This is a genomic window from Fontibacter flavus, from assembly GCF_042432905.1.
Taxonomy (GTDB): domain Bacteria; phylum Bacteroidota; class Bacteroidia; order Cytophagales; family Cyclobacteriaceae; genus Fontibacter; species Fontibacter flavus.
In genome coordinates, this window is record NZ_JBHLWI010000027.1 from 68,180 (window position 1) to 83,490 (window position 15,311).

11 protein-coding genes are annotated in these 15,311 nt (G+C 41.1%); 7 read left to right on the plus strand and 4 right to left on the minus strand.

Features of this window, described 5'->3' with window-relative positions; translation table 11 throughout:
• The 4 genes from gltB to mutY all read right to left on the minus strand — a co-directional run bounded on the left by gltB (window position 1) and on the right by mutY (window position 8,192).
• On the minus strand, window positions 1-4,491 hold the full coding sequence (gltB, locus tag ACFFIP_RS09590; protein WP_382387392.1) for a glutamate synthase large subunit: 4,491 nt from the start codon (window positions 4,489-4,491) through the stop codon (window positions 1-3).
• Between the two features lie 714 nt (window positions 4,492-5,205).
• Entirely contained in the window at window positions 5,206-6,555 is a 1,350-nt protein-coding gene (gene gldE, locus ACFFIP_RS09595; protein WP_382387393.1) for a gliding motility-associated protein GldE, read from the minus strand.
• Between the two features lie 62 nt (window positions 6,556-6,617).
• Entirely contained in the window at window positions 6,618-7,067 is a 450-nt protein-coding gene (locus tag ACFFIP_RS09600) for a single-stranded DNA-binding protein (RefSeq protein ID WP_382387394.1), read from the minus strand.
• A 51-nt stretch (window positions 7,068-7,118) separates the two neighbouring features.
• Entirely contained in the window at window positions 7,119-8,192 is a 1,074-nt protein-coding gene (gene mutY, locus ACFFIP_RS09605; protein WP_382387395.1) for an A/G-specific adenine glycosylase, read from the minus strand.
• A gap of 160 nt (window positions 8,193-8,352) precedes the next feature.
• Between mutY and ACFFIP_RS09610 the strand changes: the two genes are divergently transcribed.
• The 7 genes from ACFFIP_RS09610 (at window position 8,353) to ygiD (ending at window position 15,148) form a co-directional block, all read left to right on the plus strand.
• Window positions 8,353-8,661, plus strand: coding sequence for an HU family DNA-binding protein (locus ACFFIP_RS09610; protein ID WP_382387396.1), 309 nt, complete (start codon window positions 8,353-8,355; stop codon window positions 8,659-8,661).
• Window positions 8,662-8,681: 20 nt separating this feature from the next.
• Window positions 8,682-9,503, plus strand: a complete 822-nt coding sequence (locus ACFFIP_RS09615) for a tetratricopeptide repeat protein (protein WP_382387397.1) — start codon at window positions 8,682-8,684, stop codon at window positions 9,501-9,503.
• Between the two features lie 182 nt (window positions 9,504-9,685).
• Window positions 9,686-11,257: an Rne/Rng family ribonuclease gene (locus tag ACFFIP_RS09620; protein WP_382387398.1), complete on the plus strand. Its 1,572-nt coding sequence runs from the start codon at window positions 9,686-9,688 to the stop codon at window positions 11,255-11,257.
• 330 nt (window positions 11,258-11,587) lie between these two features.
• Window positions 11,588-12,418, plus strand: a complete 831-nt coding sequence (locus tag ACFFIP_RS09625) for a helix-turn-helix transcriptional regulator (protein WP_382387399.1) — start codon at window positions 11,588-11,590, stop codon at window positions 12,416-12,418.
• A 98-nt stretch (window positions 12,419-12,516) separates the two neighbouring features.
• A complete protein-coding gene (locus ACFFIP_RS09630) occupies window positions 12,517-13,266 on the plus strand; it encodes an SDR family NAD(P)-dependent oxidoreductase (protein ID WP_382387400.1) in 750 nt (249 codons plus the stop codon).
• A gap of 61 nt (window positions 13,267-13,327) precedes the next feature.
• Entirely contained in the window at window positions 13,328-14,248 is a 921-nt protein-coding gene (locus ACFFIP_RS09635; RefSeq protein WP_382387401.1) for a ClpXP adapter SpxH family protein, read from the plus strand.
• A gap of 75 nt (window positions 14,249-14,323) precedes the next feature.
• Window positions 14,324-15,148: a 4,5-DOPA-extradiol-dioxygenase gene (gene ygiD, locus ACFFIP_RS09640; RefSeq protein WP_382387402.1), complete on the plus strand. Its 825-nt coding sequence runs from the start codon at window positions 14,324-14,326 to the stop codon at window positions 15,146-15,148.
• Window positions 15,149-15,311: the final 163 nt, after the last annotated feature.

Consider the following 15,311-nt stretch of genomic DNA (forward strand, 5'->3'; position numbering starts at 1 on the left):
TTATACCAATGTTGTTGATTGTTCTAATGCTCTTTTCCTCAATACTTCTTTGTAATCTCTCGGGATTACTTTGATAAACCTTTCTTTATAACTGTCCCAGTTTTCCAAATACTCGGCAGCCAATTGGCTCTTCGTATGCCCAACATGCTCCTTCAATTGCTCCTTGATCGTGACAAAATCATCTTCATTCAAAGGATCCAGGTCTACCATTTCCTGATTGATCAAGTGGATGTAATCTTTCAGGATATAGGCAATGCCACCGCTCATACCGGCAGCAAAGTTTCGGCCGATTTCACCCAGATTGATTACCAAGCCACCTGTCATATACTCACAGCCATGATCACCAATTCCTTCGATTACTGCTTTTACACCAGAGTTTCTGACACAGAACCTTTCCCCTCCTTTACCATTGATATAGGCTTCACCGGAAGTGGCCCCATAAAAGGCTACATTGCCGATGATGATATTTTCATGAGCAATAAAATTGGCATTTCGACTAGGATACACGATCAATTTTCCTCCAGAAAGCCCCTTACCAAAGTAGTCATTGGACTCTCCTTCCAGCTCAAAAGTCACTCCTTTGGTCAGGAAACCTCCAAAGGTCTGTCCTGCACTACCGCTGAACTGATACTGTATGGTGTCTTCCGGCAATCCAGGACTTCCGTATATTTTCGAAATTTCGTTGGACAGCATGGCGCCTACTGTACGGTCTGTGTTTTTGATCTTAAAGCTTGCCCTGACCGGACTTGCCTGCTCCAAAGCTGGAATGGCTTCTTTCAGTAACTTCCTGTCCAATATCTTCTTCAACTCAAATTCCTGGTCAATTTGCTTGTGTACGCCCACATGGTCAGGAACTTCCACTTTATGGAAGATCGGTGACAAATCGACCTTATCCCATTTCCAATGGTTCATATGGCCAGAGGCCTTCAGCACATCACTTTGCCCCACCATTTCATCTATTGTCGCAAAACCCAAAGAAGCCATTATCTCCCTAAGGTCCTGTGCCAGAAACATGAAGTAATTGACCACATGATCCGGATTACCGGTAAAAAGCTTTCTAAGCTCCGGATTTTGGGTGGCTATCCCCACAGGACAGGTATTGAGATGGCATTTACGCATCATGATACAGCCTTCTACGACCAAGGCTCCAGTGGAAATCCCCCACTCTTCCGCTCCTAACAACGTAGCAATGGCAATATCCCTACCTGTTCTGAGCTGTCCATCTGTTTGGAGGACTACCCGACTTCTTAAGTTATTTTTTACCAAAGTTTGATGGGCTTCAGAAAGTCCAAGTTCCCAGGGCAAACCTGCATGTCTGATGGAACTCAAAGGAGAAGCTCCGGTACCTCCATCCGCTCCTGAAATCAAAATCACATCCGATTGGGCCTTGGCTACACCGGCCGCTACCGTACCCACCCCTGCCTGCGACACAAGTTTCACATTGATCCTGGCCTTGCGGTTGGCATTTTTCAGATCATAGATCAATTGGGCCAAATCTTCAATGGAATAAATATCATGATGTGGGGGAGGAGAAATTAACCCCACTCCTGGGGTAGAATGCCTGACCCTACCAATCCAATCATCAACCTTATGTCCGGGCAATTGGCCCCCTTCACCAGGTTTGGCTCCCTGAGCCATTTTGATCTGCAGTTCTTCTGCATGGGTCAGGTAATTACTGGTAACGCCAAATCTGCCAGAAGCTACCTGCTTGATCGCTGACCTTTCCCAATCTCCATTGGGCTTTCTTTCAAACCTTATTTCATCTTCCCCTCCTTCACCACTGTTGCTTTTTGCACCGATACGATTCATCGCAATAGCCAAAGTGGTATGCGCTTCATGGGAAATAGAACCGAAAGACATGGCTCCTGTGGCAAAACGCTTAAGGATGGATTCAACCGGTTCCACTTCCTCAATGGGAATGGAAATCCGTTTTTTAAATTCAAAAAGCCCTCTTAAAGTCAGCGCATCTTTGGTCTGATCATTGATCTTCTGGGCAAATTTTTTGTATAAACTGTAATCGTTAAGTCTTGTAGATTTTTGCAATAAATGGATGGTCTCCGGATTGAAAAGGTGTTTTTCTCCTCTTCTTTTCCATTGGTAAACACCCCCTGTTTCCAATATCGGGCTATCAGTATCGTACGCCGCATGATGCCTGATCAATACCTCCTCAGCCAACTCATCAAATGAGATGCCCGAGATCCGGCTAACAGTACCTTTGAAACACCTGTCTATGACCTCTGGCCCCAAACCTATGGCTTCGAAAATCTGGGCACTCTGATAAGACTGCAGGGTACTGATTCCCATTTTGGAAAGTACCTTCAGCAAACCTTTGCCTATGGCTGACTGATAATTCTGGAATAATTGCTTTTGATTGATTGCTTTACCAAAAGCTCCTTTTTCATTGAGATGCAACAGTGATTCTAATGCCAGGTAAGGATTGATTGCAGATGCACCATAGCCGATCACCGTTGCAAAATGATGCGTCTCCCGTATGTCTCCCGCCTCGACCACAAGGCCCGCACGTGTCCTGATTTTTTTCTTCACCAAATGGTGGTGCACCGCGCCTATGGCCAATAAACTTGGAATTGGTGCTTTTTGCTCGGTGCTGTTTCTATCCGAAATGATGATGATGTTTTTCCCTGCATAGATGGCCCCTTCAGCAGCTTTACAAAGTTCATTAAGGGCTTCCAGTAACCTGCCTGGTTGATGATCCGTTTCAAAATGGGCATACAAGGTAATTGATCTATACCCCTGTTCTTCCAAATGTTTCAGTTTTTCCAGGTCTTGATTCAGTAATACCGGCTGGGAAATATGTATTTGTCTGGTATGTCTCGGGCTTTCTGCCAGAATATTATGGCTTTCCCCTATACGGGTAAAAAGCGACATCACCAATTTTTCCCGGATAGGGTCAATCGGTGGATTACTTACCTGGGCAAAAAGCTGCTTGAAATAATTGGAAATATGTTGGCTTTGCTTGGACAACACCGCCAAAGGAGTATCTGCACCCATAGATCCAAGTGCTTCATAACCCGACCCTCCCATAGGGGAAAGTACGACTTTGATTTCCTCTGAAGTGTAGCCAAAAATGGTCTGTCTTTTTTTAATGTCCTCTATACTGTATGGGTGTTCCAATTTCTCAGGATCAGGCATCAAGCGCAGTTTGAGCCTTTCTTCCCTGACCCATTTTTCATAAGGCTTATGGTCACAGACAGCAGATTTAATTTCTTCATCAAATGAGATTTTTCCTTTTTCCAAGTCAGCCATCAACATTCTGCCAGGGCTGATTCTTCCTTTTTCGGTAATTGTCGCTTCCCTAATAGGTAAGGCACCTGCCTCAGAAGAAAGGATCAATCTGCCGTCATTGGTGATAAAATACCTCAAAGGACGCAGACCGTTTCTGTCTAAAGTAGCCCCAATAGATTTTCCATCAGTAAAGATAAGCGCAGCAGGTCCATCCCAGGGTTCCATCAGCGCTGCATGGAATTTGTAAAAAGCCTTTCGATCCTTATCCATCATCTGATTGTCTTGCCATGCTTCAGGAACCAACATCATCATCACATGGGGAAGCGATCTTCCGCTAAGGGTAAGCAGTTCCACCAAAGCATCAAGATTGGCTGAATCGGAATTGTATTTGTTGGTTACCGGCATGACCTTGGACAACTCCTCATCGGTGAAATACATGGAACGCATCAAAGTCTCCTTGGATTTCATTTTGTTGAGGTTACCGCGAATTGTATTGATCTCACCGTTATGGGAAAGATACCTGAATGGCTGGGCCAATCGCCAGTTAGGAAAGGTGTTGGTCGAAAACCGGGAATGAACTATCGCCAGCCCTGAGGTGATTTTGTTGTTTTGAAGATCTTTGTAAAAAGGCAGTACCTGATCTGTCCTTAACTGTCCTTTGTATATTAAGGTATAAGCCGAGAAACTGGCAAAGTAAAAGGCGGAATTGACACCTGGGATATTACTATTGATTGTCTTAGTAGCGAAATTCCGCAATACATAAAGTTTACGCTCCAAGTCAATACCACTCAGTCCATCCTGATGGCTGACAAATACCATTTCAATATTGGGCATTACTTCTAGTGCCCCCGAACCAGGCACCGTCACGTCCACCGGTACATCCCGGTAACCCAATAAGTGAAAGCCCAGATCCTCTATCAACTTGTTGAGTAAGGCCTTGGATTTTTTATACAGCTGTTTATTTCTTGGAAAAAAAGTCATCCCCACACCATAACTTCCCTCATCAGGAATCGGGAACCCTGCCCTAAATGTCACCTCTTTTAAAAATGTATGGGGAATCTGTATCAATATCCCTGCTCCATCACCGGTCTTTGGATCACTACCACGGCCACCCCTGTGCTCCATATTGCTGAGCATAAATAGGGCGTCACTGATGGTCTCATGACTCTTGACCCCTTTCACATTAACCACCGCTCCAATACCACAGGAATCGTGTTCAAATTCGTCACGATATAGTCCTTCAATCATTATATTATTATTTAATAGGTTTTCGAATTAAGTTGCAAAAATTACAAAATTATTTCCTTTTATTAAAATAGAAGCAATATAAAGGCGCTAATTATGAATAGTTTATATCAAAATGAACACTTGTTTAACTTTTATAAAAATTAATTAATGGTTTATAAAAACACTTATTTTTATATTTTAATTAAAATTTATCAATTTTATAGTGTTTAAAAATACTTAAATTTTCAAAATTCATGTAAAAATATGAAAAACAGGTTTATAAGAATTTTACGGAAATTTTTTCTGTTTTTTTTATACTGATTTTTTAGGAATAGTGCATGATAGTAAAATCCCTATTTCATTGCGCAAACTATAATATTGCATTTTTATAAAAAATAAGAATATTATTCTATATGCATTTTACTAAAAACAAGGGCTAGGATTTTGAACCCTGTTCTACGAACACCTATTATTCTTGATGAAGAAAAGTGTCAAAAGCTTCAAATACATAGAAAGAATTGGTTCCAAAAAACAGCGTCAGAGACAGGCTCCAACTTACGTCAAATTGGGCACATGATTAAAAAATATTCTACTAATTACCTCCAAAACAATATCAGATTAAGTTCAAAGATTTTGGGGAAAAAGACAGACTATCATTTTATGGCTAATCAACCAACATTGTCAACAGAAAAATAAGGAAAAAAAAGAGGCAAATTATTCGTGTAGATGCTCTTCTTAATCTTCGTTATGACCTTCCATTTCCTTTTCCAGACCTTTAATATGCACCTTGACTTTCTTGATCCTCTTAGTGTCTACAGCCAAGATGGTAAACTCAAACATGTCAAACTGTATTTTTGAACCATTTTTAGGAAGATTGGAGTTGATTTCAAGCAATAACCCTCCGAGGGATTCACTTTCTCCTTTCACTTCATCAAAAATCTGAGGATCAATGTCCAGTCTTTTACAGAAATCATTGAGGGAAACCTTTCCTTCAAAAACAAAGGTGTGGGAGTCCAATTCTTTGAAAAAGTAATCATCAACATCATCAAACTCGTCATTGATCTCCCCAATAATCTCTTCGATCAGATCTTCTAGGGTTACAAGACCGGATGTACCGCCATATTCGTCCACGACGATAGCCATATGTACTCGCTTCTTCTGAAAGTCTTTTAGTAAGGTGTCAACTTTTTTGTTTTCCGGAACAAAAAAGCCTTTTCGGATCATATTTTGCCAAGCAAAATCCTCATCCTGCTCAATATAGGGAAGTAGATCCTTGATATACAAAATACCTTCAATGTTATCAATGGTTTCTTTATATACCGGAATTCTGGAATAACCGCTTTTATTGATTTTATCCATAAGCTCATGGAAGTCTGTTTCCAATTCAACAGCAGTAATGTCCATTCTTGACTGCATCACCTGTCGGACAGATAGGGTTCCAAAATTCACTATACCTTTTAGGATGTCCCTTTCTTCCTCTGAGGTGTCTTCTGTGGTGATTTCAAGTGCTTGATGCAGTTCATCCACAGAAAGAGAATAGCCTTTCTTTTCAATTCTTTTTTCAATCACATTGCTCATGGCCATCAGCATAGCAGAAAGCGGTTTGAGCAGATAGGAGAAAAAGTAAATAATCGGCGCCATCATCAATGAAAACTCGATCTTAGCTTTGGTGGCATAGACTTTGGGTACAATTTCCCCAAAAAACACAATAGCGAAAGTAACACCAATCGTTTGAACAAGAATAATAATAATCCCTGTAGCGTTGGCTCCAAAAACTGTCCAGGCAAAAAAGGTAGTTAAGGTCACAATACCGATATTGATGAGGTTATTCAAAATCAATACCGTACTGAGCAGATTTTTGGGAGATTCAACCAATTGAATGGCTTTATTGGCTCTTTTATCTCCTTTGTCGTCGAGATCAGCAAGATCTTCTGAATTAAGGGAAAAAAACGCTACTTCTGAGCCGGAAACAAGGCCAGAGGCAAGCAACAAAAGCATAAAAATTATTGCATTACCTAAAATATAGCCGGCTGAAACCGGATTGGTTTCAGCCAGCAACATAAGACTCGGGTATGGGTCGTCCATTAATTTATTCAAATGATTATTGCAAAATTAATCAATTCTTGACCAATTCTTCAATATTTGTTTTAGAATGGCAGATCATCATCCTCCGCACTCCCTCCAGACATGCTTGGTGCAGGTGAAGGAGCCGAGACATTATGATTATAAGACTGTGCTCCTTGGGAAGGAGCGCCAGCACCCTCAGGTCTACCCCCCAGCATGGTAAAACTCAGCACCCTGATTTTCATTCTTTTCCTATTATTACCTTGTTCGTCCTGCCAGGTATCAGATTTGATTTTACCTTCTACGAATAACTGCATCCCTTTTTTAAGATATTGCTCAGCGATTCTAGCCTGTCCGTCCCATAGCTCTAAATCATGCCACTCGGTGTTTTCCACCCTGTTGCCCATCTTGTCCTTGTAAGCTTCAGTAGTCGCTAACCTCAGGTTGGCTACCACTTTATCTCCTTCCAAATGCTTCACTTCAGGATCTGCTCCTAAATTGCCTACTAAAATTACTTTATTTACTCCGGCCATAATTTGTTGTTGTTTAAATGTTTAACAAAAAGTCCATGTTAAATTTAAGGATTATTTCTCTTCGTTCAAATACCTCAGAATTAACCTCGGTTTGGCCAAATTGTCCAGCTTTTCCTGATCGACCAACAAGTAACCTTTAGCATTTGCCCACTTTTCAAGCTTGTTGAGTTCTTTTTCCTCCACCACGAACTTTACAAAGTTGGCAAAAATTCTTTGATGTGTGAGGACATGTTTGTAAATCTGATCAGGATTTAGGACAACTTTTGTCTCAAAATCTTCAAGCAAAGTAAAAATATCCGGATATATCCGATTAACGTCCAAAATTGGGCTTGTTTCTACCAAAGGAAAGTCAAAAAGGTGCTGCCATATATCCCCAGCACTCCTTTGTTTGAGCACCACATGTTCACCACATATAATATGTGCATACTGAAAATACCTTTCCTTAATCTTCAGTTTCTTGATTTTGACAGGAAGCTCCCCCACCACTCCTTTTCGATAAGCAAAACATCCTGACTTGAGCGGACAACTTTCACAATCCGGATTTCTGGGTACACACTGCAGGGCCCCAAACTCCATGATGGCCTGATTAAACTCACCTGGCCTGTCTTTTGGAATCATCCTGTTGGCCAATGCTTCAAATTCTTTTTTGCCCTTTGTACTGGCAATTTCCGTATCCACACCAAAATAACGGCTCAGAACCCTGAACACATTGCCGTCCACTACTGCCACGGATTCACCAAAGGCGAAAGAAGCAATTGCAGCCGCTGTATAGGAACCAACTCCCTTCAATTGAAGTAGGGATTTATAATTATCCGGAAATTTTCCTCCATGACTATTGACCACTTCCTTTGCACATGCATGGAGATTACGTGCCCTGCTATAATATCCAAGACCCTGCCACAATCGCATCACCTCTTCCTCCTGTGCTGCGGCCAAATCCTGAACACTTGGGTAATTTTCTGCGTATCTAATAAAATATGGCAATCCTTGCGCTACGCGGGTCTGCTGCAAAATAATTTCCGACAACCAAATGATATATGGGTCATCGGTGTTTCTCCAAGGCAAATCCCTCTTATGGCGGGGGTACCACTCCAATAATCTATGGACAAAGGCTTCAAAATTCAAAACACACGAAATTAAGCTGTTAAGACAATGTTAAACAATTCAATCTAATTTTGGGCAATTTGTTTTTATATTGAATTGCTTCGTATAAATTTGCAGTCCCAAAAATAGTTGGTTAATAGGTCGTTAAGCTTATTCGATAATAATTTAAATTCATCAAACAGTGACTAAAGCAGAAGTAATCACCAAGATTTCGGACAAAACTGGAATCCAGAAAGACGATGTAACTCAAACCATTGAGGCATTCTTCAAAGTGGTAAAAGATTCCATGGCGGAGGGAGAGAATATTTATGTAAGAGGTTTTGGCAGCTTCATCAACAAGAAGAGAGCTAAAAAAATCGCCAGAAACATCTCTAAAAACACTGCTATCGTGATCGACGAGCATTATGTGCCGGCTTTCAAGCCTTCTAAAGTGTTTATTGAGAAAATCAAAAACAGCAAAAAAATTAAAGAACTGGCTCCTCAGGATTAATCCTGAGAGCCTAATTCCTTATGAAAAAATCCCAGATCATCATCCTTGTACTTGGAATTGTAGCCATCGGGCTTCTGTATTCCCTACCAAGAGTTGTCGTAGACAACGATGAGGGCCAAGAGATCGCAGGTGAGGAAGCCCCTGCTTCCACCACTCCGGATGTACAGGAAATGCATGATGCCCCAGTTGCCTTAGAGGTAAGAGAAGCTTTGGCTGCTGTTGCCGAAAAACTGGAAAAAGAGGATAATAAGGAAAGGTTTGCTATCTTGGCAGATTCTTTGGCTTCATTATACACCCAAATCGGTAAATTTGATTCAGCAGCTTACTTTTTGGAGCAGGCTGCCATCAAAATTGAAACCACAGAAAGGATAGAAAAAGCAGGCAATGCCTACTATGAAGCCTTCAATTTTGCCATGAATGATCAAAAAATAGCTTTCCTGGCAGACAAAACCAGAAGTTATTTGAATAAAGTTTTGGAAAAAGATCCAAAACGTCTGGACCTGAAAACCAAAGTGGCGATGACTTATGTATCTTCGTCCAATCCTATGCAGGGCATTACCATGCTGAGGGAAATTCTGGAAGAGGACCCGACCAATGAAGATGGCTTGTTCAATATGGGCATTTTATCCATGCAGTCCGGTCAGTACAAGAGGGCATCGGAACGATTCGAGGAATTGGTTCGTTATCATCCTGAGAACCTTCAAGGTCAGTTCTACCTGGGAGTGAGTTACTTCGAGTCCAAACAAAACAACAAAGCTAAAAAGCAGTTTCAGCTGGTTCAAGGCATGACCTCAGACCCAATGGTCTTGGCGAGTGTAGAGAGTTACCTGGAAAGGCTATAAATAATTGTTCCACTTTAAATCTTTAAAACTATGCCTTGCGGTAAAAAAAGAAAAAGACATAAGATCGCTACGCACAAGCGTAAGAAGAGACTTAGAAAAAACAGACATAAGAAGAAGTGATACACTTCTTCTTTTTGAGTTTTTACACAGTACGTTCATTTAAATCATAAAAACAGACACGATTGAGCACAGAATTAATCATTGATTCGGCTCAAAACGGCAGTCGTATTGCCCTTCTCAAAGACAAGAATCTGGTTGAACTCCACTCTGAGGGTGGAGAAAACCAATTCAAGGTAGGGGATATTTACTTGGGTACAGTCCGTAAAATTGTCAATGGGCTCAATGCAGCCTTTATTGATGTAGGCTATGAAAAGGATGCTTTCCTGCATTACCAGGACCTGGGTCCACAGATCAATAGCCTCAACAAGTTTACCAAACTGGTACGCAACAATAACTATCCCAATGTCAACCTAAAGGGATTTGAGAAAGATGGTGATATAGAAAAGCTTGGAAAGATTTCCAATGTCCTTTCTAAAAATCACCAGATTTTGGTACAGGTAGTCAAAGAGCCTATCTCTACCAAAGGACCACGGCTTTCCTGTGAGCTCTCCATCGCTGGTCGCTACATTGTACTGGTGCCTTTTTCCGACACAGTCAACGTATCCAAAAAGATACGCAGCGCTGAAGAAAGAAAGAGACTGGTACGCTTAATCACTTCCATCAAACCCGCCAATTTTGGTGTCATCATCAGAACAGTTGCCGAAGGTCAATCAGTCACCGAACTGGACAAAGATCTGAGAAACCTGCTCACAACTTGGGAAGATGGGATGAAGAAATTGGCCAAGGCCAAAAGTCGCGACAAGATCATTGGAGAAATGAGCATGGCTTCCTCTATCATAAGAGACCTGCTCAACGAGTCATTCGACGCAATCACCGTAGAGGATGAATTGATCTATGATCAAATCAGGTCTTACATCAGGTCAATTGCCCCTGAAAAGGAAAAAATTGTTAAGCTTTACAACGGAAAAGCGAAGCTCTTTGAAAATTTTGGAATCGAAAAGCAAATCAAAAGCTTGTTTGGTCAGACAATCAGTCTGCCACAGGGCGGTTATCTTATCATAGAACATACCGAAGCCCTTCACGTCATCGACGTCAACAGTGGTAACAAATCCAACCAAGAAAGCGATCAGGAAACAACAGCTTTAAAAACCAACCTGGTTGCCGCAAAAGAAATTGCAAGACAATTACGCCTCCGAGATATGGGAGGCATCATCGTCATCGACTTCATCGACATGAAAAAGGCCGAAAACAAAAAGGCCATTTACGATGCGATGAGGGAAGAGATGAAAGATGACAGGTCCAAGAATACCGTCCTGCCGTTGACCAAATTCGGTCTAATGCAAATTACGAGGCAGCGCGTGAGACCTGAAGTCAATATTGTCACAAAAGAAACCTGCCCCGCTTGCGGTGGAACAGGAAAGATTCAGGCCTCTATTTTGGTGGCCGATCAATTGGAAAAAGACCTAGAGCATATTGCCACGATCCAAAATGTTTCAAATATCCACATAGGATTACACCCTTACCTCTATGCTTACTTTACGCATGGATTCATATCCCAAAGGGTAAGGTGGTTTTTCAAATACTTTAAGTGGGTAAAACTGATACGAGACTCTTCACTCCCGGTGACGGAGTATAAATTCCTGGACGAAACAGGAGAAGAAATAGAACTTCAAGTAAAAAGCGAGACCGAATAGGTCCCGCTTTTTTTGTTTTTCATCATGAAATTTTGATGAAGATAAAATGCAAGCCTTCGATCATATAATTAGGATTGGATTGCCTTCTGATTTGAAATTCAGGTATTGGATACGAATAAAATATCCAGACAATCAAAAATTATTTAAAATAAACCTTTATAGATCAGGAAGTTGTAATTAAGCGTTTGTTAATTCTTTTTGCAGGGATGGATTAAAAAAAATACTTTTCTCGGGTAAATCCTCTGCAATCATGCCAATAGTCAAATTTATATCAATCTTTTTCTTTTAGATCAGTCCAACACAATTACTTAAGTTTTTACCTTAGTATCGATGAATCAGCTCTTCCAAATATTTAAAGTAGGCAGTGTAGAAGCTGCTAAAATAAGCGCTTCACCTAATGACCCGCATCAACATGATTATGAGGAGTTGGTCATTGGAATGGAAGGCCAATTGGAACATTTCATAGATTTTCAAAATACCGTCCTTGACGCTCCTCTGGTGAGTTTTGTGACCAAAGGAAAAGTCCATCGGGCCATCCCAAAATTAAAAAACGGAAAATGTGATATGTGGGTACTGCGTTTCAAAAGTGAATTTATTCCGGAAATCACTTTTCAGCTTTATGCCAATTACCATAACCATGCGATGCTCAAACTGGCAGATGACTATTGCTTCAAGCGCCTGACCACCATCTGTGAAATCATACAAGGCGAAATGCAGCAAGAAAATCCTGATTTAAGTGTAGTAAGACATTTGCTGACTGCATTATTTATCATGATTGAATCAGAAAGGAATAAGATAATACCACAAGAAGTCGGATTGACCCACTCCCAAAATACTACCTTACAAAGCTTTTTACAGATCCTGGAAGAAAACTACCATAGACCCCTTGGCGTGGAATTTTATGCCGAAAAACTTTTTATGTCCGCTAGAAACCTCAACCTGATTTGCAAAAACATTCTTCAGCAAACTGTCAGTGAAATCATTGAAACCAGAAAACTCATTGAAGCCAAAAACCAATTGACTTATTCTGACAAAAATATTTCCGAAATTGGTTTTGATCTGGGTTACAATGAAAAGGCTTACTTTACGAATGTGTTCAAAAAACGCACTGGCCAAACCCCTTCAGAATTCCGGGACGAGATGAAAAAACTCCTTTCCTGATTTTACAACTCTTCTTCCAAAAACTGTTACCCATTGCCCTTTTTGACGTTGTATTTTTGTATAAGTGATTTTTAACAACCAATAAAATACTAAATAAGATGAAAACAATAGATCAAAAAGTAGCCATAGTCACAGGTGGTGGCTCTGGCATTGGAAAAGCTATTTCCCTCTTGTATGCCTCTGAAGGAGCCAAAATTGTCATTTCAGATATTGACGAAAATGGTAGCCAAGAGACAATCGCTGAGATCAAAGCCAAAGGCGGTGAAGCGATTTTTGTGAAAGCTGACACCTCCAATTCGGAAGACCACAAAAATGTAGTAGAACAGGCTCTTGAAAAGTTTGGTCAACTGGACATTGCTGTCAACAATGCAGGAATCGGTGGTCCTTTGGCACCTACCGGAGAATATCCAATTGATGGGTGGGACAAAACCATTGCCATCAATCTTTCCGGCGTTTTCTATGGCATGCGTTACCAAATCCCTGCTATGCTTAAATCAGGTGGTGGCAGCATTGTAAATGTTGCCTCAATTCTGGGAAAAGTTGGCACTCCTAATTCTTCCGCCTATGTAGCCTCCAAACACGGAGTAATAGGGCTGACTGAAGCCGCGGCCCTGGAATATGCACAACAAAACATTAGAATCAACTCTATTGGTCCGGGTTATATTATGACTCCTTTGCTTAAATCTTTGGATGATGATACCTTGAAAGCTTTGGTAGGCCTACATCCTATGGGAAGATTGGGCGCGTCTAATGAAGTGGCGGAATTAGCCCTGTGGTTGAATTCAGACAAAGCTTCATTCGTCACTGGAGCTTATTACAATGTAGATGGTGGATACCTTGCCCGTTGAGTAAATAGTACTCCACAAGAGTTTAATAACCTATAATCTTTTTCACAAAAAAAACCATATAATGCAAGAACAAGTCAATCCACTGTTATGCGACATTGAAACCGGAATGTGTGAAATCCCTGATGAGGAAAACAAAGTTGGTACATATACCCAAATGTCATCTCCCACCAAGGCTATCAAAGTGATTTATTTTACTGACCCTATCTGTTCATCCTGTTGGGGTATCGAACCACAACTCCGAAAGCTTAAATTGGAATACGGTCATTTCATCGATATTGATTACAGAATGGGCGGATTGTTGCCTGATTGGAGCTACAACAGTGGTGGGATCAGCAAAGCTTCTGATGTCGCCCATCATTGGGATGAAGTCAGCCTTCACTATGATATGCCTATCGATGGGGATGTTTGGTTAGAAAATCCATTGGATTCCTCCTATCCACCTTCTATAGCCTTCAAGGCTGCACAGATTCAGGATAATGAAAAAGCCATATCCTTCCTTCGTGAAATCCGTGAGATGGTTTTTTTACAAAAAAGGAATATTGCCAAAAAGGAACAATTGGTTGAAGCAGCCGGGAAGGTCGGATTGAATGTCGCACAGTTTGAATCTGATCTTGAAGGTAAGGCCAAGGAGCTTTTCCTGGAAGATTTGAAATTGGCAAAGGAGATGGGTGTAAGGGGTTTTCCATCCCTGTTTTTCTCTGATCAAGATGGTCAAACAGAATTTGTATATGGGACAAAACCTTATGCCTTTTATGAAATTGCAGTTTTAAAATTAGGTTCGGAAGTAAACAAAAAGGAATACCAAAAAAATTGGGAGTCTTTATTTGCTAAATTTCCAACACTCACTGCCAAAGAATTTACAGAATTGTCTGGTACGCCAAGGATTGAAAGTGAACAGATTTTGGATAAATTGACCTTGACTGGTCATCTTGCAAAAATCAGCACTAAAAATGGTGCCATGTGGCGATTGGTTTCAAAATAACCTGTTGTGAACAGAAAATCCTTTTTGAAAAAACTGGTCCCGCTCATTGCAGCGGGGCCCTTAACACTAGCAGCAATGAAATTACAGGATTTAAACAAAATGACTGCGCCACTTGGTAAGACCCCAAAAATGCCTGTCCTTTTTCTGGGGCATGGTAGCCCAATGAATGCCATTGAGGAAAATGAATTTGTGCAAGGATTTAGAAATATTGCAAGGCATATTCCAAAACCAAACGCCATCCTGTGTATTTCGGCGCACTGGGAAACCAAAGGTACTTTTGTCACAGCCATGCAAAACCCGCCCACCATCCATGACTTTGGAGGATTTCCCAAAGCCCTGTTTGATGTACAATATCCTGCTCCGGGAAGCCCTGAACTGGCCAAAGAAACCCAATCGCTCATCACCATAACTGAGGTTGGGCTGGATGACAAATGGGGACTTGACCATGGGGCCTGGTCTGTGATCAAACATTTGTATCCGGAAGCTGACATTCCGGTAATCCAAATGAGCATAGATTACAGTCAGGCTCCACAATACCATTACGAACTGGCAAGAGAAATCAAGTCATTACGTGAAAAAGGTATCCTGGTCATTGGAAGTGGTAATATGGTGCATAATCTGAGAATGGTGGAGTGGAGAAGGCTGCATGAAACCTTCGGCTTTGATTGGGCAGTGGAAGCCAATGAAAAAATGAAAGCACATATCCTGAGCGGAGAGCATCAGCCCTTGATCAATTTCCGTTCCCAAGGTAAAGCCTTTGATTTGGCCATTCCAACACCAGAACATTATCTTCCTCTACTTTATGCCTTGGCTTTGAAAGCGCCGAATGAACCGGTAAACTTATTCAATGATCAACCTCTTGCCGGTTCTCTCACCATGACATCTGTGAAAATCGGTTAGATGATATAAAAGGGAAGTAGGTCTTGGCTTAGGAGTCTTAAGGCATCTTCCCAAACTCTGGCATAAAATCTTTTTGACTTTTTTACAAGCTAAGTGGGCATATCATATTTTTCAGGTATTTTTAAGTATTCACTGCCCCAGTTTGCGCAGAAAGCCCAATTAA

Excerpts from the sequence above, each read along its gene's own strand:
- gltB (WP_382387392.1), bottom strand. The coding sequence starts at position 4,491 with ATGATTGAAGGACTATATCGTGACGAATTTGAACACGATTCCTGTGGT.
- gldE (WP_382387393.1), bottom strand. The coding sequence starts at position 6,555 with ATGGACGACCCATACCCGAGTCTTATGTTGCTGGCTGAAACCAATCCG.
- ACFFIP_RS09600 (WP_382387394.1), bottom strand. The coding sequence starts at position 7,067 with ATGGCCGGAGTAAATAAAGTAATTTTAGTAGGCAATTTAGGAGCAGAT.
- ACFFIP_RS09615 (WP_382387397.1), top strand. The coding sequence starts at position 8,682 with ATGAAAAAATCCCAGATCATCATCCTTGTACTTGGAATTGTAGCCATC.
- ACFFIP_RS09625 (WP_382387399.1), top strand. The coding sequence starts at position 11,588 with ATGAATCAGCTCTTCCAAATATTTAAAGTAGGCAGTGTAGAAGCTGCT.
- ACFFIP_RS09630 (WP_382387400.1), top strand. The coding sequence starts at position 12,517 with ATGAAAACAATAGATCAAAAAGTAGCCATAGTCACAGGTGGTGGCTCT.
- ACFFIP_RS09635 (WP_382387401.1), top strand. The coding sequence starts at position 13,328 with ATGCAAGAACAAGTCAATCCACTGTTATGCGACATTGAAACCGGAATG.
- ygiD (WP_382387402.1), top strand. The coding sequence starts at position 14,324 with ATGAAATTACAGGATTTAAACAAAATGACTGCGCCACTTGGTAAGACC.